This is a genomic window from Haloarcula sp. CGMCC 1.6347 (genome assembly GCF_037078395.1).
Taxonomy (GTDB): domain Archaea; phylum Halobacteriota; class Halobacteria; order Halobacteriales; family Haloarculaceae; genus Haloarcula; species Haloarcula amylolytica.
This window is the reverse complement of record NZ_JAYMGX010000001.1, coordinates 443,756-459,419: the sequence shown is the minus strand read 5'-3', so window position 1 is coordinate 459,419 and position 15,664 is coordinate 443,756. Positions and strand designations below refer to the sequence as shown.

Below are 15,664 nucleotides of genomic sequence, written 5' to 3'. Positions count from 1 at the left end.
GAACCGGAGTCGGCACCCCTGCCGGATGGCGGGTATTTATTCGGGTGACGCCGTTATATTCGGGTGATGGTATCCACAGGCGACACAGCGCCGGACATCTCGGCGACAATCGCGAACGGTGAGGTAGCGGACTTCGAACTGAGCGACCACCTGGGCGACGGGCCGGTCGTGCTCGCCTTCTTCCCGGGCGCGTTCACGCCGCCGTGCTCCAACGAGATGGTGGCCCTGCAGGAGCACCTCGGGGACTTCCACGACGCCGGCGCGACGGTGCTCGGCCTCAGCGCCGACTCGGCGTTCTCGCTGAACTCCTTCCGTGACGAGCACGGGCTGGAGTTCGACCTGGTCAGCGACATGGGCCGGTCGGCGATTCAGGACTACGACCTCGAAATCGACATCGAAGACCTCGGGCTGCTCGGCGTCGCGAACCGCGCCGTGTTCGTCGTCGACGACGACGGCGAAGTCTCCTATAGCTGGGTCGCCGACGACCCGACCAACGAGCCGGACTACGACGAACTGCTGGACGCCGTCGAGTCGGCGTAAACGGGCCACATAATACTCCGAACCGGATTTTTATCGGTACTGTCTCACAGCTACGCGTCTCGCGCTCGCCGAGCACCGGTGCCGGCCGACACCGCAGTGAGGGCGAACACGTCGCCGTCGAGTGGCACGCCGGCGTAGGGGTCCGACGCCAGCAGGAGCGCCCCGTCGAGGTCGACGTAGTCGACGAGCGGCGCGAGGTGGACCGCCGCGGCGATGCTGGCGTTTGACTCGACCATGCAGCCGAGCATCGAGTCGAGACCGTGCGCGTCAGCGGCGTGGAGGAGCCGCATTGCGGGCCGGAGGCCGCCGCATTTGACCAGTTTGGCGTTGACGATGTCGCAGGCGTCGGCGACCCGCGGCACGTCCGACGCGGTAACGCAGGACTCGTCGGCCGCGACGGGGATCTCGGTCGCGTCGGTCACGCGGCGAAGACCGCCGATGTCGTCGGCATCGACCGGCTGTTCCAGCATCGTGACGCCGGCGTCGGCGAGCCAGTCCGCCTTGTCGATAGCCTCCTCGGGCGTCCAGGCGGCGTTGGCGTCGACGCGTACCTCGGCGTCGGGGGCCGCGTCCCGGACCGCGTCCAGTCGCGCTCGGTCGTCGTCGGTTCCGAGTTTGACCTTCAGACGGCCGAAGCCGCTGTCGGCCGCCGTCCCGGCTTTCTCGGCCATCCGCTCGGGCGTGTCGATGCCGACCGTATAGGTGGTCGGCGGGACCGCGTCGGGGTCGAGCCCCCACTGGCGGTACAGCGGCAGGTCCAGGCTCCGAGCGGCGAGGTCGTGGACGGCGATGGAGAGTGCCGTCCGGGCGGCGGGCTGGTCCGGCGCTCGCTCGCCGAGTTCTCGTTCAATACGCTGCTGGGCGTGCGGGTCGCCGATTCGGGCGACAACCTCACAGAGCGATGGCAGCGTTTCGGCCACCGACGCCGCACTCTCGTCGTAGTACGCCGACGGCGTGACGGCCCCGATTCCGGTGGTTCCCTCGTAGGTGAGTTCGACCACGACGGTTTCGCTGGTCTCACTGGTCTCCCGCGAGATTCCGAACGGGTTCGATAGCGGCAGGTCGTAGCGGTCGACGCTCCAGTTCATAGGATGGCGTCCAGTATCTCGTCTGAGACGCCGTGGCGGACGGGGTCAGTCGCCGGCACGTCCAGCGCGTCGCTGTACCCCGCGACAGCATCCGCGGCCTCACTGTCGTCGAGATGGCGCGTGTTCAGCATCCCCGCGACGACTGACGCGTCCGAGATGGGCGCGGCCAGCCGCTCGTAGATGTCGACGTACTCGGGGAGCGGCGGAATGTCGAAGGACTCGTAGCCGTGAATCCGCTCCCGGCCGGCCTCGTGACACATGACGAGCGCGTCGGGGGCCGACCCGTGGAGGATGCTCGTCGTCACGCCCGAATAGGCCGGGTGGGCAAGCGCGCCCTGGCCTTCGACCACGAGGAGGTCCGCCGCCTGTGCTTCTTCGACCAGCCGTTCCACCGCACCGGCCGCGTAGTCGGCGATGACGCGGTCGACGACGATGCCCCGGCCGGAGATGGCGATGCCGGTCTGCCCGGTCGGGACGACGGCGGCGTCGAGGCCGCGCTCCCGTGCTGCGTCACGAATCTCGAACGAGGCGGTCATCTTCCCCGTCGAGCAGTCGGTGCCGACGGTCGTCACGACCGTCGCGTCCACGTCGCCGGCGGTCCCCGCCGCCACGGTCAGGTCTTCGGGCGGCTTGCGGAGGTCGTGCAGTTCGGCGTCGTGGTCGTCGGCGAGGCGAGCGAACTCCTCGTCGTCGGCCAGGAAGTAGTGCAGTCCCGAGTACACGTCACAGCCGCGTTCGAGCGCTGTTCGCACGTCGTCGCGCCAGGACTCGTCGAACTCGCCGCCGATGGGCGAGATGCCGATGACGAGCGCGTCGACGTCGGGTGCGTCGGCCATCGACGCGACGATTGGGGCGTCCTGCACGTCCGCCAGCGAGTCGTGGACGCGCTGGCCGGCCCGCTCGCGGTCGACGAGTGCTCGTACTTCCCGGTCGCCGTACCGCAACAGCCCGACAGCCGTCTTGGCTCGGTCGGGGAAGGCGTCGTGTGTCAGAATGGCTACGGCCATAGCCGGACAGAATCGCCGCCCCGCGAAAAAGCTACGGAACCGGCACCGACGGAGCTGGGATGACCGGGTCCCGAACTACGGCACGCGCAACCGAACAGTCCACAGCGACCGGACGGCGTCGTCGAGTGCGTCGTCCGGCTCCCCGGTCGCGTCGACCGGCTTCGTCGCCGTCGCGAGGTCCTCGAACTCGTGGATGACTGACCCCTCGCCGACGACGTACAGCCGGTCGGGGGACACCTCCTCGATAGCGGCCCGGCAGCGGTCGAGATGGGAGTCTATCTGCTGGTCCCGGAGCCGCTCGAACCGGCTCTGTGAGAAGCCGCCCTTCGAGTGCTGGCTTTTCAGCTCCGAGTCGAACCCGTGGAAGGCAGTCTGCTCCCGGCCGTCGTACTCGCCCAGGGCGAACAGGTCGGAACGGACCAGCGCGACGACGTGTTTACCGGTCGGTTCGAACCACGACCGCTCCAGTTGGACGGCGTCAGCCCACTCGGTGAACGGCGACGGCGGCACGGGGACGGACAGACACGCCGACAGGAGGCCTGCGTCATCCGTAACAGCTAGGCACGGCGCGGCGCTGGCGACCAGCGACGCGCGGTCGCCGAAGGCCTCCCGGACCGGGGCAGGGAGGGAGTGCTCCCCGTCGACGTAGGCGGTAAAGACGCCTTCCGGCTCCGTCTCGACAGATTCCAGCCTGTCGAGTACCTCACTCAGCCGCGCCCTGCTGAGTGTCTCCTCGGTCCGGAACGTCGATTCGCCTTCTTCGTCCTGTAACCGCTCGACGCGGTCTTGGAGTTCGGCGACGCGGTCCTCCAGCCGGTTGACCTCGGCCTCGGCCCGCTGGCGCTCGGTCGCTGCGTCGGCGCGGCGCTCTTTCTCGGCGTCGAGCTGTCGTTCGAGGTGATGGTTCTCCTCTTCGAGTTCGGCCACCCGCTCTTTCAGCGACGCTCTGCCCAGCAACCGGTCAAGCATCGACTGGATGGCGGACGGGAACAGGCTTAAAAGTGGCTTCCCGGACCGCCACTGCAGCGAGAAGCCGTCGGTCAATCTGGCGGTTCGCTGTCATCCCGCAGGGACGAGATGATGAGTCGCTTGATGCCGCGTCGAAGGAGACCACTGGCTGCCGGCTGAGAGATATCCAGATCAGCGGCGACATCGCTGAGGGTCGCGTTCCGCGGTTCTTCGAAATATCCCGTTTCGAACGCGACGAGGAGCGCTTCTCGCTGGCTGTCGGTCAGCCCAGCGTCGGTATTCCCTAAACTGGCGTATTCGTTCACGCGCAGTAAATCGATATCAATCTCGTTCTGTTGTGCGTAGTCCCAGAGGTGAACCAGATCCGTTCGGTCGGGCATCCACACTGTCAGAATCCAGGCGCTCCCGTCGTTCTCCATGTCGAGAATGACACCGTTCGCGGAGGAAATTACAGGAGAGAGAATCTTCGCCTCGTCCGTGTACTCGAAGCTGTAGATGGCCTCGTCGTCTCGGGTTTCGATGACTCGTTCGAATTCGCCAATGGTACTGTCGTTCCGTAATCCGTCTTCGAACTGTTGGAAATCGGATGATTCGATGTGATAGAAGAATTTTCCCGATGTCGGGTCTGTTCCCGCCTCTGACACCGACCTGACTTTCGAACTTCGGTCGTGAGTAACGGTCTCCGTGAGCACTATGTCGGGGTGCTCGGCTCGGACGACCGCCGTGATATCGGTCATTGTTCTGTATAGTGGTTGGTGCGCTAAGGCGGACAAGTAGGCGTTATAACGGTAGCCGTGCGGTAGCTTAACTGGGTCGGTTGGTCGTGGTTTCTGCGCACGAGACTACGGTCAGGGTTTGCGCGTCGATACGAGCCGGTCAGCCTGGGAGACCCGATCAGAAATCACCCCACTGTTCAGCACAGTCTCGCACATCGATGGTTCAGACGCGATGATTGAACAGCACGGCCCAGAGACGCTCGAACCAGCCGGCTTCGGACGACGGGGTGGTCCCTGCGGGGAGGTAGAATTTGGATTCCGTAGCTCTGTCCTGATCGTCTGCATGGTTCCGCTGTGACATACAGGTGAATAGAAGCCACCTGCCCGCATTGCTCTGTAGCTTAAGCGTATAACCTACTTATACCGGCCCGCGAGAAGTCCCCCGCTTTCTGCCCGCTCGGTGGAAGCGGAGACCGTCACCAGAGCGGGGTTTTACGCCATCAGACCGCGGTATCGGGAAGTGTCGGCGTCCCCTCCGAGATAGAGAGCAGTTGTGCGGCGTGGTCCGCTTTCGCCAGAAACACTTCTTCGAGGCTGGGCGGGTTCCGAACGTTGGCGTCCGCAAGCATCGTTTCGGGAACGACGAGTGTGTCCGCCGGGACCTGCTCGTCCCCGTGGACGGCGAAGTGCTGGGAGCCGAGTTTCATTACCAGCGGATAGTCTGTGCGTTCGACCCCCTCGCCGGAGGCGTACAACTGTTCGTTCACTCGTTCGTGCTGCTCGCGACACATCGCGGCCGCCGCGTCGTCTCTCGGTTCGACGTAGAGGCGGCCGAGGTAGTATCCGCGCGAAAACTGTTCGAACATCGGTGCAACTGAATGTGTGTCATTGACATACATAAGTGTTCGCCGGCAACCTTTTGCCGTCGTGCAAACAGCGCGGACTCAGTGGGTGGACGACGCGGTGTCGGCTCCCGTCCGACAGGGCTATGCCACGGCCGGCCCCGATTCGATCCATGAGCGAGCAGCGGGGGCCGTTGCCACGTCGGTACGCGCGGTACTACCTGGAACAGACGCCGAGTCTCGTGTGGCTGCTGGTCGTCAACGCCGTCGCGATGCTCGTCGGTATCCGGTATTACGTCGAGACAATGCCCGAGGTGTCAACGTTCCTCTGGCCGCTGTACGCCGACTCGCCGGTGGCGCTGTTCCTGATGACGCTGTCGGTTGCGACCCTCCTGCCGTTCCTCGGCAAGTCACTCGACGAGGTGCCGCTGACGGTGCCGCTCGCGTACCTCCACACTATTGCGCTGGTCTGGCTGATCAAGATGGGGCTGTGGACCGTCGTGGCGTTAAACATCGGCTTCGACGCCTACTTCCCCGCCCCGTGGGCGTATTTCGGCATCATCGTCACCCATCTCGGGTTCGTTGCCGAGGGGCTGTTAGTCCCTCACTACGCCCGGACGACGAAGGGTGCGCTCGTGACTGCGCTGGTTTTGGCGCTCGGCAACGACGTGCTCGACTACGGCTTCGGCTATCATCCGCCGTTGCGGTACGACCCAGGTCTCGTGTTACCGCTCGCCACCGTCGCGCTCTCGGTGCTGTCGGTAGTGATCGCCTGGCGGCTGCTGCCGATGGGGAAGCCGACGCAGAAGACAGCTTAAACACTCTTGGACTATCTGCGATTGTTTCAGGCGTCTGTGAACGACACGAACGAAGGCGTTTCTTTTTGATGTGGGAGGGCAGAAGTAGGGATAGGAATGAGCCCACGCCAGGCCACGCTCCTCACAGTGCTGGTCATCGTCGGGACTGTCGCTGTCGGCCTCCCGGCCGTGACAGCGCAGGAGACCGCGACGGAGACAGTGGCCACGCAGAACGACTCTGCCAACGGGATGGGAACGCAACTCACGGTGTTTCTCCAGTCGAACTCTGCCGCCGCGAACGACACGGTCGAGAACGGGATGTGGCGGTCGGCGTACAACCAATCGAACGGAACTGAACGAGCCGAACTGGTCACGGAGCGAGCCGGCGCGCTCGAACACCGGCTCGAACGGCTACAGGAGCGCAACGCCACGCTCGAACAGCGATACGAGAACGGAAACATCAGTGAGCAGGCGTACGTAGCTCAGCAGAGCCGGCTCACGGCGGAGATCGCGGGCCTACAGACCGCGATTAACGACACCGATACGGCCGCCGAACAGACCGGTGTGAACGACACCGCACTGGAGCGACTGAAACAGAACGCAAGCAAGCTCTCCGGCCAGCAGGTCTCGTCGATTGCTCGCGGCATCGCCGGACCGCCAGAGACCGCCGGCCCAGGTGAGCAGGGACCACCGGACGACGCCGGAGTCAACCGAAGTGAGCAGGGGCCGCCGGACGGCGTTGGAACCAACCAGAGCGAACAGGGACCACCAGCCAACACGTCCGAACGGGGTGCAAACCAGAGCGAACAGGGACCGCCTGCTGACGCACCCGGACAACAACGAAACGAGAGCGACCAGGGGCCACCGGACGACGGGCCTGACGACAGCGGAAACGAAACCGGGGAGTCCACACAGGGAAACGGGGCTGAACAGGGCAACGACAGAGGCAACGGGAATGGGGACGGCAGTGACAGCGGCGACAATACCGCAGGAGACGACAGCGGTTCAGATGAAGCCGACAGTGGTGGGGAGGATGATTCAGCCGGTACATCGGACTCGGACGACAGTTCTGACAGTGGCCGTGCCGATGGCTCTGACGGAAGTTCTGACAGTGACAGTTCTGACGACAGTTCCGATGACTCTGACGGAAGTTCTGGCAGTGACGGTGCTGACGACAGTTCCGATGACTCTGACGGAAGTTCTGGCAGTGACGGTGCTGACGACACCTCTGATAGTAACGGTACTGATGATTCTGGCGGCGCGTCCGGCGGTAACAACGGCAACGCGAATGACGGCGGAAAGGATAACGGGCAGGGGAACAGTGGCGGACAGGGCGGTGATGGCGGAAGCGGTCAGGGGAACGGGAACAGCGGCTCACAGAACACGTCGTGGATGGATCAGCTAGCGTAGCCGAGTGACACCAGCAAACCGCCCGACGAGAGTCATGCTTTTGAACCGTGACCCGCTACCTACGTATCGATGGACTCCGCCGAGTTACTCAATCTCCTTGGAAACGCCAACCGCCGGCGGATTCTCAAACTCCTCGCACACAAACCCTGCTACGTCACGGAAATCAGTGAATACATCGGCGTCAGCCCGAAAGCTGTCATCGACCACCTCCAGAAGCTCGAAGACGCCGGGCTCGTCGATTCCCGGACGGACGACCAGCGCCGGAAGTACTTCTCTATCGCCCGGAATCTCCGTCTGGAAGTTCGAGTCTCTCCCTACGAGTTCGGTACCAAGAGCGCCTACCCGGCAAACCCCGAGTTCGAGATGCCCTCTTGCCGCCATCTCTCGATAGACGTTGGGTCCACATCCGACGGGGATTTTCACGATCTGGCGCGGGAACTGGAGCATCTCCAGCAGCTAGAGAACGAACTGTCGCTGGCCCAGCGATGGGTGCAGGCCCGCATGACCGACGTGCGAGACCGCATCGACTCCGGCTTCGAGAACGGCGACGGACGACTGTACGCGGAACTGGTCAGCGGCCTCGCAAACGGTATCGACACCGTTCCGGCGCTTGCCCGAGAGATAGAGGCCCCGCCGGAGATCGTCGAGGAAGCGCTCACTCGGCTTGCAGACGACGACGTGGTCGAGCGGACCGACGACGGCTGGGAAATCGTCTGAACAGAACAGTAGTTCAAACAGCGGACCGTCTCAGTCCGCTTTCGACCCGTACGAACTCGGAACCTCGACCGACAGCTGTTCCGAGAGCAGGTACGTCACAGATCCGACAGCGGCCAGTCCGATCGGGAGTGCGACGTACGCCGGGACACCGTAGCCGGCCATCAGGAACAGCCCGGTTGCGACGATGCCGGCCAGCACTGCGTAGGGAATCTGGGTGTTCACATGGTCGACGTGGTCGCTCGCGGCGAACATACTCGACATCACCGTCGTGTCGGAGATGGGCGAGCAGTGGTCGCCGAACAGCGCACCGGTCAGGATCGCCGCGATGGCCGGTGCCAGCGGCGCTCCGAGCGCGTGTCCGAGCGGGATCGCGACCGGGAACAGAATACCCATCGTTCCCCAAGACGTGCCGATGCTGAAGCTGATAATGACGGCGCTGAGAAAAATGATAGCGGGCAGCATCCCGGCCGTGATAATCCCCTCACTGATGGCGACGACGTAGGGGCCGACACCCAGTGCCTGGCTCACAGCGCCGATTGACCACGCGAGCGAGAGCACCGCGACGGGGAACATCACCATTTTGAACCCCTCGAAGATGGCGTCGCTCACTTCGTCGACCGCGATGCGTGCGTGCCCGACCAGAATTGTCAGAATGACCAGACAGGCCGAGAACGAGGCCCAGACGATGGCGTCCGCAGTGGCCGCGTTCGACAGTGCGTCGGTGAGACTGCGCCCGGCGAACCCGCCGCCGGAGTAATACAGCGAGAACCCGGTCACCCCCACGAGTGCGGCGATCGGCGCGGCGAAGTACCACCACCGCGGGTCGACGTGGTCGGGCGTCACGATATCGTCCTCCTGTGTTTCCATCAGCGGGTCCGCGTTGTCGCCGAGGACTTTCCCCTCCTCTCTGGCTCTGCGTTCGGCCTTCGCCATCGGGCCGAAGTCCAGATCCGCGATGACGATGATAAAGACCATTGCGAGCGCAAGGAGACTGTAGAACCGATAGGGAATCGATTCGAGGAACAGCAGGAACGCGCTTCGGTCCACCCCGATTGTGGTCAGTTGCTCGGCGATAAGTCCGACTTCGAACCCGAGCCACGTCGAGACGACTGATATCGACGCGGTCGGTGCAGTGGTGGAGTCGAGGATATACGCCAACTTCTCGCGACTGATGTCGAACTTGTCGGTGATCGGGCGCATGACCGACCCGGTAATCATCGTCGAGGCGTACGAGTCGACGAAGATGGTCATTCCCAGTAGCGACGTGCCAAGCGCCGCCTGCCGGCGGGTCCGAATGCGCTTGACCATCTGTGACGCCAGCGCGTTCATCCCGCCGGAGAGGAAGATCATCCCCAGCATTGCCCCGATGAGGAACGTGAACAGTAGCAGTTTGACGTTGAACGGTTCGGTCACGTTATCCACGACGAACTGGAGGCTCCGAGCGGCTCCGGCGGCCGGATTCCAGCCGACGAGCACCGTCGCTCCGATCCAGATACCTGCAAACAGCGAGAGGAGTACTTGGCGAGTGAACAGCGTCAGTACAATGGCGAGCATCGCCGGAAACAGGCTGATGAGCCCGTATGTCTCTGGTGCCATGCGTTCTACTCCGGGAGTTTACATACGAGAGTTATAAGCGTTATCAACTCAAGATATCGTGTCCAAAATGCGTGAAAGTGAATCAGACGGTCAGATATTATCCATTATTCTGGAGATATAGGTTTGTTCATACACTATATCACAAGACCAGTACAGTCGATATTACGTGACAGGGAGTCTGTCCACGTCGAAACTAGTATTGCGCACTCTTTCACACGCAGGCTCCCAGCAGAAGAGACCGGCATCGTTTGTCCGGTCGACCGATACGCGGCATACCGTACGACAGGACTATCCAGTACAGTAAGCTCAGAAGGGGCGGTCGCGGCACTGATCCAAATCTGCCGTCAAGAGAGCTACAGGTCTTTCGTCAGCCCACTCCGGAGGTCACGACCGAAGTAGTGCCCGACGAGCGCGAGCACGAGGCCGACCCCGCCGGCGATAGCGAACAGTCTGGTGCCGTTCAGTCCCGCGGCGAGCTGTGGGAGGAGGGACAGAACGGCCGTTGCGCCGCCGCTGACAGCGCCCGCCAGCCCGAGTTCGGCGTATCGGCGCTCGCTGGCGAGCAGTCCGTAGACGAATCCGCCAAGCAGGATGCCGACCAGTTCGGTGAACGGGACGAGCGGTATCAGCCCGCCGAGCACCATCCCACCGCCGACCGCGCCAAAGGCGAACAGCAGCGCCCGCAGCGAGAAGTAGCTCCCGCTGTCTGTCGTGGCCGTTTCGGTGACAGACGCCTCCGCGTCGCTCGATTCCCCGACAGTCACATCCGTCTCGACCGACGCCGTCGTGCCGACATCGACGCCGAGGTCACTGCCCGATTTCGCGTCCGCGTCGCGGGTCCGCTCCTCGGTTCGTTCGGCCATATAGAGTGTGGAACCGCGAGCAGTATGGTCCTTGTGGGGGCCGCCGGCAGTCAGGGATACGGAGGTGTGTCGCTCAGATACCGAGCCACTCGTCGTTGCGAACCGAGTAGCCGTTCGACCGGCAGAACTTCGCCGCCTGTCGGCGGACGTCGCGGGACCCGGGAAGCGTCTCTTTCTCGTGGGTGCGCTCGATAATCCAGTCGGCGATGGCCCGAATACCTTCGTCGTCGTCATCCGCGTCGATAGCCCGCAGTTCCCGGAACGTCCGCTCGTAGCCGTCGCGCTGTGAGGCGCCAAAGGACGCGCTCTGGTGCTCGTCGGCGGCCTCCACGACGCGTTTCATCGCCCCCGCTACGGTCGGCCGCTGGACCCGCGTCCGGACCTCGGCCGGCGAGTCGAACGACTCGATCTTCGCATCGGGCAAGAGGTCCGCAACGGTGTACGTCCCGTCGACCGACTCGATCTCGTGGTCACCGACCGTAGCGACCACGTCAGCCGCTGTCGCCGGGAATTCGAGCGTATCGAGTTCCGTCTCGAAGTACGCGAGCTGCGTCGGGTCGACCGGCGGCTCGGGTTCGTCCGCGCGCTCAAGCTCCTCAGTGATAGCGCGCTCCCGCTGGCGGCGCTCCTCGTTTTGGGCCTGGGCTTCGCGGCCGTTCTTGTTGTCTGCCATACTTGTTAGATGAGTGTCTAGTGGGATAACATTGTGGTCTGGTGCCGTTTGTAACTCGCAGTAACGGACGTTGACATCCCGGGTCAGAACCACAGCGGACACCCACCCATCGACCGCTCGCCAGGTCCGGCGCGTGACCGAGAGCGCTCGTCGAAACGAGTGGGTTCAAGTCCCACCGGCGGAAAGTGCCGCGCATGAACGCAGGCGACCGGGTCCGCGTCGAGCGCGCGGCCCAGACCTACGAGGGCGTGATGCTCCCGTCGAGTACGCCCGACCACCTCGTCGTCAAACTCGACGGCGGGTACAACGTCGGCATCGACCGAGAGGACGCGTCCGTCGACGTGCTGGAATCGGACGTGTACGACGTCGAGAGCGCACAGGACGAACAGAGCCAGTCCGCCATCGAGTTCGACGACGACCTCCCGACGGTCTCGCTGATCTCCACCGGCGGCACGATTGCCTCGACGGTCGACTACCGCACCGGCGCGGTGACGGCCCAGTTCGACGCCGAGGACGTGCTTCGAGCGGTGCCGGACCTCGCGGGGATGGCGAACTACCGCGGCCGCGTCGTCGCCAACATCCTCTCGGAGAACATGACTCCGGCGGTCTGGCAGGACCTCGCGCAGGCGGTCCACGAGGAGATCGAGGCCGGCGCGGACGGCATCGTCGTCATGCACGGCACCGACACGATGCAGTACTCCGCGTCGGCGCTGTCGTTCATGCTCGACACGCCGGTCCCCATCGTCTTTACGGGCAGCCAGCGCTCGGCGGACCGACCGTCCTCGGACAACGTGATGAACGCCGTCTCCGCCGTCGAGGCCGCCACGAGCGACTGTGCGGAGGTGCTGGTCTGTATGCACGCCGACGAGTCCGACGACCGCTGTGCGCTCCATCGCGGCACTCGCGTCCGGAAGAACCACACCTCGCGCCGTGACGCTTTCGAGACGGTCGGCGCGAAGCCGCTCGGTGAGGTCGATTACGACATCGACGGTGAGAGCACAGTTACGTTCCACCGCGAATACGCCGAACGGGACGCCGTCGACCTGGCGCTGCACGACGACATCGAGACGGACGTGGAACTCCTGAAGTTCTCCCCCGGAATGGCCCCGTCGCTGCTAGAAGCCGCCGCCGAGGACAGCGAGGGCGTCGTCATCGAGGGAACCGGGCTCGGCCACGTCAACACCGACTGGATCGGGACCATCGAGGAACTCGACATCCCGCTGGTCATGACCAGCCAGTGCCTCGAAGGCCGGGTCTGTGACCGCGTCTACGACACCGGCCGGGACTTGCTCGACGCCGGCGTCATCGAGGGCGAGGACATGCTCCCCGGCACAGCGAAGGTCAAGCTCATGTGGGCGCTGGCAAACAGCGACGACGTTGCCGACGCTATGCAGGAACCCCTTGCCGGCGAGATTCAGCAGCGCTCGACGCCGTGGCTGTAGCACCGAACACGGTGTGGTAGCCTCGGCGGGACGGGCCGTTCCCGGCTGGCAAATCGACGCGACCCTTTTTTCACCGTCGCGGGAGAGTCTGCCCGTATGTCGCCGACTGTTCGGACGGCTCGTCACGACGACTACGACGATATTGTCGAACTGACAAGCGATGTCTGGGCCGACCGCGCGATGGCCGATTACATCCCCGACGTGTTCCGCGACTGGGTCGACGACGACGGCGCGGACCGGAAAACCCTCGTCGTCGACGTTGACGGTCACGCCGTCGGCCTCGCGCAGGCCGTCATGCTCACCGAGACCGAGGCGTGGTTTCAGGGCATGCGTATAGACTCGGACTACAGAGGGCAGGGATTGGGGTCGCTGCTGACCGACAACCTCATAGAATGGGCGGCCGATGCCGGCGCGTCAGTCGGCCGAAGCATGGTGTTTTCCTGGAACGAGGCCGGACTCGGGCAGTCGCTGGCTGCTGGCTTCGAGGCGGTCACGTCGTTCCGCTGGGTACACCCGGACCCGGCGGACGAGACGCCCGGGATGACTGTCAGAAACGACCCCGCGACAGCGTGGCGCTACTGGCAGGAGAGCGACGGACGAGACGTCCTGTCCGGGCTCGCGCTCGACAGCGGGGAGAGCTGGGCGCTCTCGACGCTGACGCGGGAAACGCTCGACCGGCTGGCGACTGACCAGGCGGTCCTGACCGTCGGGGATAAGCCACGCGGGATGGCGTGTCGCGTTCGGACGACCGAAGCTGACGGCGAACGGCTCTCGGAGTACGCGGTCGGGGTGTGGAGCGACGTCGACGCTGCGCGGGCGTTGTTCACTGCGATAGCCGCTGACGCAGCTACGCTCGGCGTTGACGGGACGCGGGTCCTCATCCCCGAGACACCGCGCCATGTGGCCCAGGCCGCGTACGCCAGCGGGAACATCGACGGCCGCCCGGACTTCGTGTTCGAGATAGACGGCCTCGGAGAGTTATCATAGCCGATAACGCGGACGCAACACTCATTCAAATACCCGCCCTATCACCGGTAGATGGATCTTGTTGGGAGTTCGCCGGCATTTCTCGTATACGTCGCGGCGTACGGCCTCGCGGCGGTCGGATGCGGCGTCGGGCTCTACAGAGCGACTCGCATTGAAGACCCCGATACCCGCCGCGGGATGGTCGGACTCCTGCTCTGTAGCGGCGGCTGGGCGGCGCTGCAACTCGGTTTCCTGATCACGCCCGGGACGCTTGGATACGCGTTCTACCTCGGCAGCCTCATCGTCGGTCTCGCGACGGTCGGTGCGTGGTTGTACTTCTGTTCGGCGTACACCGGGCGGGCATTCCACCGGAACCGACTATACCGTGTGGTCGCCGTGAGCGTGTACCTCGGTATCGTCACGGTGAAGCTGACCAATCCGCTTCACGGGCTCTATTTCGCCACGCAGTTCGTCTCTGACCCGTTTCCGCATCTGGCAATCACACACGGCGTGTTTCACTGGGTGGTGACGGGACTCTCCTACGCGCTCGTCACCGTCGGCTTCTTCATGCTGTTCGAACTGTTCCTCGAAGCGGACTACGACACCCGTCCGCTCGGCGTTCTGGTCGGTGTCACGGCGATCCCGGCGGTGCTTGATATCGTCGGGTACGTCAGCGATATCCTGCTCGACATCAACCACGAGCCGCTCGGCGTCGCACTGTTCGCGTTCGGCGTCCTCTACGTGTACGACGAGGCGTTTCTCGCCGTGCAGTTGACCGACGGCGTTGACGAGGCCGTCGTGTATCTCGACGATGATCGCCACATCAAGGAGTCCAACGGTGAGGCGCAACGGCTCTTCCCGGCACTGGCCGGAAGCCGCGGGCAGCAGCTTGATGCGGTGTTGCCGGCCGTTTCAGAGATACTGCAAACGGACGAGCAGATTCTCGAACGGAACCGGGACGGCGGGACGGAGTACTACCTCGTCAGCGACACCTCGTTTTCGCTGGGACAGGTCGATATCGGCCGGATGCTCGTGTTCACCGACGTGACCGAAAGCGAGCGGCGTCGCCGCGAACTCGACCGACAGAACGAGCAGTTGGAGGGGTTCGCAACCGCGATCAGACACGAGCTTCTGAACACGCTCCAGATAATCACCGGTCGGGTCTCCGTCGCCGGTGACGCCCTGAACCGCGGCAAGGTCGATCTGGCCAAAGAATCCCTCCAGTCGACGTCCGAGACGGCCGACCGGATGTCAGAAATCGTCGACGGACTCGCGACGCTGGCTCGACACGGGCAGACAATCGACGAAACGACGGCTGTCGACCTCCAGCCGGTCATCGACGGAGCCTGGGACCGTGCCGACACGAACGGCCTCACGATGGCGGCCGACGTGGAGGGACAGATAATCGCCGACCCGACTCGGTTGCGGGACCTCTTCGAGAGCGGGTTCACGTTCGCGGCGCACAACGGCGCGTCGACGGTCACCGTCGAGCGGGAGGCCGACGAGATCGTCATCACCGACGACGGGACTCCGGCGGGCGAGACGGCGGCGGAGGCCTTCTTCGAGTACGGCGGCGCGATGCCGGACGCCGAGGCCGGGATGACGCTCCCGAACCTGCGGATGCTCGCCCGGACCCACGGCTGGGACGTGACGCTCGATACCGAGTATCAGGACGGCGTTCGCATCGTCATCTCGAACGTGACGGTAGCGGGACCGCTCAAAAAGTGACCCGGCCAACAATCCGTATCAGCCGCCGCTGACCGGCGGGAACAACGCCAGTTCCGTCTCCTCGTCGACAGCTGTCGCCAGCCCCTCACCGGCGGCGAACGGGTCCTCGCCGTCGACGAGCACCCGGATGTGGTCGGCCAACTCCTCGTTCTCGTCGAGCACCTCCTCGGCGAGCGCCGGTCGCGACGCGAGCAGCGCATCGAGCGCCGTCTCGACCGTGGCGTCCCCCTCGATATCGACGCTGACGGACTGGCCGTCGGCCGCGTCCCGGAGGTGTGCGAACAGTTTCCACTCCATAGCCGTACTCCGG

16 protein-coding genes are annotated in these 15,664 nt (G+C 64.2%); 7 read left to right on the top strand and 9 right to left on the bottom strand.

Annotation, left to right across the window (positions count from 1 at the left end; all coding sequences use genetic code 11):
• Window positions 1–66 precede the first annotated feature (66 nt).
• Window positions 67–540 carry a peroxiredoxin gene (locus VI340_RS02455; protein WP_044951693.1) on the top strand — a complete coding sequence of 158 codons (474 nt, stop codon included), beginning with the start codon at window positions 67–69 and terminating at the stop codon, window positions 538–540.
• Between the two features lie 50 nt (window positions 541–590).
• Here the strand turns inward: VI340_RS02455 and VI340_RS02450 are convergent, their stop codons facing one another.
• The 5 genes from VI340_RS02450 to VI340_RS02430 all read right to left on the bottom strand — a co-directional run bounded on the left by VI340_RS02450 (window position 591) and on the right by VI340_RS02430 (window position 5,186).
• Complete coding sequence (locus VI340_RS02450; RefSeq protein ID WP_336357709.1) at window positions 591–1,628, bottom strand: dipeptide epimerase; 1,038 nt, start codon at window positions 1,626–1,628, stop codon at window positions 591–593.
• Window positions 1,625–2,635 carry a DUF1611 domain-containing protein gene (locus tag VI340_RS02445; RefSeq protein WP_008310648.1) on the bottom strand — a complete coding sequence of 337 codons (1,011 nt, stop codon included), beginning with the start codon at window positions 2,633–2,635 and terminating at the stop codon, window positions 1,625–1,627. Before VI340_RS02445 ends, VI340_RS02450 begins: the two co-directional genes overlap by 4 nt.
• 75 nt (window positions 2,636–2,710) lie before the next feature.
• Window positions 2,711–3,604, bottom strand: a complete 894-nt coding sequence (locus tag VI340_RS02440) for a Vms1/Ankzf1 family peptidyl-tRNA hydrolase (RefSeq protein WP_336357708.1) — start codon at window positions 3,602–3,604, stop codon at window positions 2,711–2,713.
• A gap of 71 nt (window positions 3,605–3,675) precedes the next feature.
• On the bottom strand, window positions 3,676–4,341 hold the full coding sequence (locus VI340_RS02435) for a helix-turn-helix domain-containing protein (RefSeq protein ID WP_336357707.1): 666 nt from the start codon (window positions 4,339–4,341) through the stop codon (window positions 3,676–3,678).
• A gap of 479 nt (window positions 4,342–4,820) precedes the next feature.
• Window positions 4,821–5,186 carry a DUF5802 family protein gene (locus VI340_RS02430; RefSeq protein ID WP_008310655.1) on the bottom strand — a complete coding sequence of 122 codons (366 nt, stop codon included), beginning with the start codon at window positions 5,184–5,186 and terminating at the stop codon, window positions 4,821–4,823.
• A 149-nt stretch (window positions 5,187–5,335) separates the two neighbouring features.
• Between VI340_RS02430 and VI340_RS02425 the strand changes: the two genes are divergently transcribed.
• The 3 genes from VI340_RS02425 (at window position 5,336) to VI340_RS02415 (ending at window position 8,086) form a co-directional block, all read left to right on the top strand.
• Entirely contained in the window at window positions 5,336–5,980 is a 645-nt protein-coding gene (locus tag VI340_RS02425) for a DUF1405 domain-containing protein (RefSeq protein WP_336357706.1), read from the top strand.
• Between the two features lie 96 nt (window positions 5,981–6,076).
• Window positions 6,077–7,369 (top strand): hypothetical protein, encoded by a 1,293-nt coding sequence (locus VI340_RS02420; RefSeq protein ID WP_336357705.1) that lies wholly within the window; start codon window positions 6,077–6,079, stop codon window positions 7,367–7,369.
• Between the two features lie 69 nt (window positions 7,370–7,438).
• Window positions 7,439–8,086, top strand: a complete 648-nt coding sequence (locus VI340_RS02415) for an ArsR/SmtB family transcription factor (RefSeq protein WP_008310658.1) — start codon at window positions 7,439–7,441, stop codon at window positions 8,084–8,086.
• 30 nt (window positions 8,087–8,116) lie between these two features.
• Here VI340_RS02415 and VI340_RS02410 read toward each other — a convergent pair whose 3' ends face one another.
• The 3 genes from VI340_RS02410 to VI340_RS02400 all read right to left on the bottom strand — a co-directional run bounded on the left by VI340_RS02410 (window position 8,117) and on the right by VI340_RS02400 (window position 11,218).
• Window positions 8,117–9,682, bottom strand: a complete 1,566-nt coding sequence (locus VI340_RS02410) for a Na+/H+ antiporter NhaC family protein (protein ID WP_008310659.1) — start codon at window positions 9,680–9,682, stop codon at window positions 8,117–8,119.
• A gap of 353 nt (window positions 9,683–10,035) precedes the next feature.
• Complete coding sequence (locus VI340_RS02405; RefSeq protein ID WP_336357704.1) at window positions 10,036–10,545, bottom strand: hypothetical protein; 510 nt, start codon at window positions 10,543–10,545, stop codon at window positions 10,036–10,038.
• Window positions 10,546–10,618: 73 nt separating this feature from the next.
• Window positions 10,619–11,218, bottom strand: a complete 600-nt coding sequence (locus VI340_RS02400; protein ID WP_008310661.1) for a DUF5789 family protein — start codon at window positions 11,216–11,218, stop codon at window positions 10,619–10,621.
• Window positions 11,219–11,412: 194 nt separating this feature from the next.
• Between VI340_RS02400 and gatD the strand changes: the two genes are divergently transcribed.
• The 3 genes from gatD (at window position 11,413) to VI340_RS02385 (ending at window position 15,354) form a co-directional block, all read left to right on the top strand.
• Window positions 11,413–12,660 (top strand): Glu-tRNA(Gln) amidotransferase subunit GatD, encoded by a 1,248-nt coding sequence (gatD, locus tag VI340_RS02395; RefSeq protein ID WP_008310662.1) that lies wholly within the window; start codon window positions 11,413–11,415, stop codon window positions 12,658–12,660.
• A 96-nt stretch (window positions 12,661–12,756) separates the two neighbouring features.
• Entirely contained in the window at window positions 12,757–13,647 is an 891-nt protein-coding gene (locus tag VI340_RS02390; RefSeq protein ID WP_336357703.1) for a GNAT family N-acetyltransferase, read from the top strand.
• A 51-nt stretch (window positions 13,648–13,698) separates the two neighbouring features.
• The gene (locus tag VI340_RS02385) at window positions 13,699–15,354 is read left to right on the top strand and encodes a histidine kinase N-terminal 7TM domain-containing protein (protein ID WP_336357702.1); all 1,656 of its coding nucleotides are present in this window, start codon (window positions 13,699–13,701) and stop codon (window positions 15,352–15,354) included.
• An 18-nt stretch (window positions 15,355–15,372) separates the two neighbouring features.
• Here VI340_RS02385 and VI340_RS02380 read toward each other — a convergent pair whose 3' ends face one another.
• Complete coding sequence (locus VI340_RS02380) at window positions 15,373–15,651, bottom strand: ubiquitin-like small modifier protein 1 (RefSeq protein ID WP_008310667.1); 279 nt, start codon at window positions 15,649–15,651, stop codon at window positions 15,373–15,375.
• Window positions 15,652–15,664: the final 13 nt, after the last annotated feature.

Coding starts and splice junctions, on each gene's coding strand:
- VI340_RS02455 (WP_044951693.1), top strand. CDS start 67: ATGGTATCCACAGGCGACACAGCGCCGGACATCTCGGCGACAATCGCG.
- VI340_RS02450 (WP_336357709.1), bottom strand. CDS start 1,628: ATGAACTGGAGCGTCGACCGCTACGACCTGCCGCTATCGAACCCGTTC.
- VI340_RS02445 (WP_008310648.1), bottom strand. CDS start 2,635: ATGGCCGTAGCCATTCTGACACACGACGCCTTCCCCGACCGAGCCAAG.
- VI340_RS02440 (WP_336357708.1), bottom strand. CDS start 3,604: ATGCTTGACCGGTTGCTGGGCAGAGCGTCGCTGAAAGAGCGGGTGGCC.
- VI340_RS02435 (WP_336357707.1), bottom strand. CDS start 4,341: ATGACCGATATCACGGCGGTCGTCCGAGCCGAGCACCCCGACATAGTG.
- VI340_RS02430 (WP_008310655.1), bottom strand. CDS start 5,186: ATGTTCGAACAGTTTTCGCGCGGATACTACCTCGGCCGCCTCTACGTC.
- VI340_RS02425 (WP_336357706.1), top strand. CDS start 5,336: ATGAGCGAGCAGCGGGGGCCGTTGCCACGTCGGTACGCGCGGTACTAC.
- VI340_RS02420 (WP_336357705.1), top strand. CDS start 6,077: ATGAGCCCACGCCAGGCCACGCTCCTCACAGTGCTGGTCATCGTCGGG.
- VI340_RS02415 (WP_008310658.1), top strand. CDS start 7,439: ATGGACTCCGCCGAGTTACTCAATCTCCTTGGAAACGCCAACCGCCGG.
- VI340_RS02410 (WP_008310659.1), bottom strand. CDS start 9,682: ATGGCACCAGAGACATACGGGCTCATCAGCCTGTTTCCGGCGATGCTC.
- VI340_RS02405 (WP_336357704.1), bottom strand. CDS start 10,545: ATGGCCGAACGAACCGAGGAGCGGACCCGCGACGCGGACGCGAAATCG.
- VI340_RS02400 (WP_008310661.1), bottom strand. CDS start 11,218: ATGGCAGACAACAAGAACGGCCGCGAAGCCCAGGCCCAAAACGAGGAG.
- gatD (WP_008310662.1), top strand. CDS start 11,413: ATGAACGCAGGCGACCGGGTCCGCGTCGAGCGCGCGGCCCAGACCTAC.
- VI340_RS02390 (WP_336357703.1), top strand. CDS start 12,757: ATGTCGCCGACTGTTCGGACGGCTCGTCACGACGACTACGACGATATT.
- VI340_RS02385 (WP_336357702.1), top strand. CDS start 13,699: ATGGATCTTGTTGGGAGTTCGCCGGCATTTCTCGTATACGTCGCGGCG.
- VI340_RS02380 (WP_008310667.1), bottom strand. CDS start 15,651: ATGGAGTGGAAACTGTTCGCACACCTCCGGGACGCGGCCGACGGCCAG.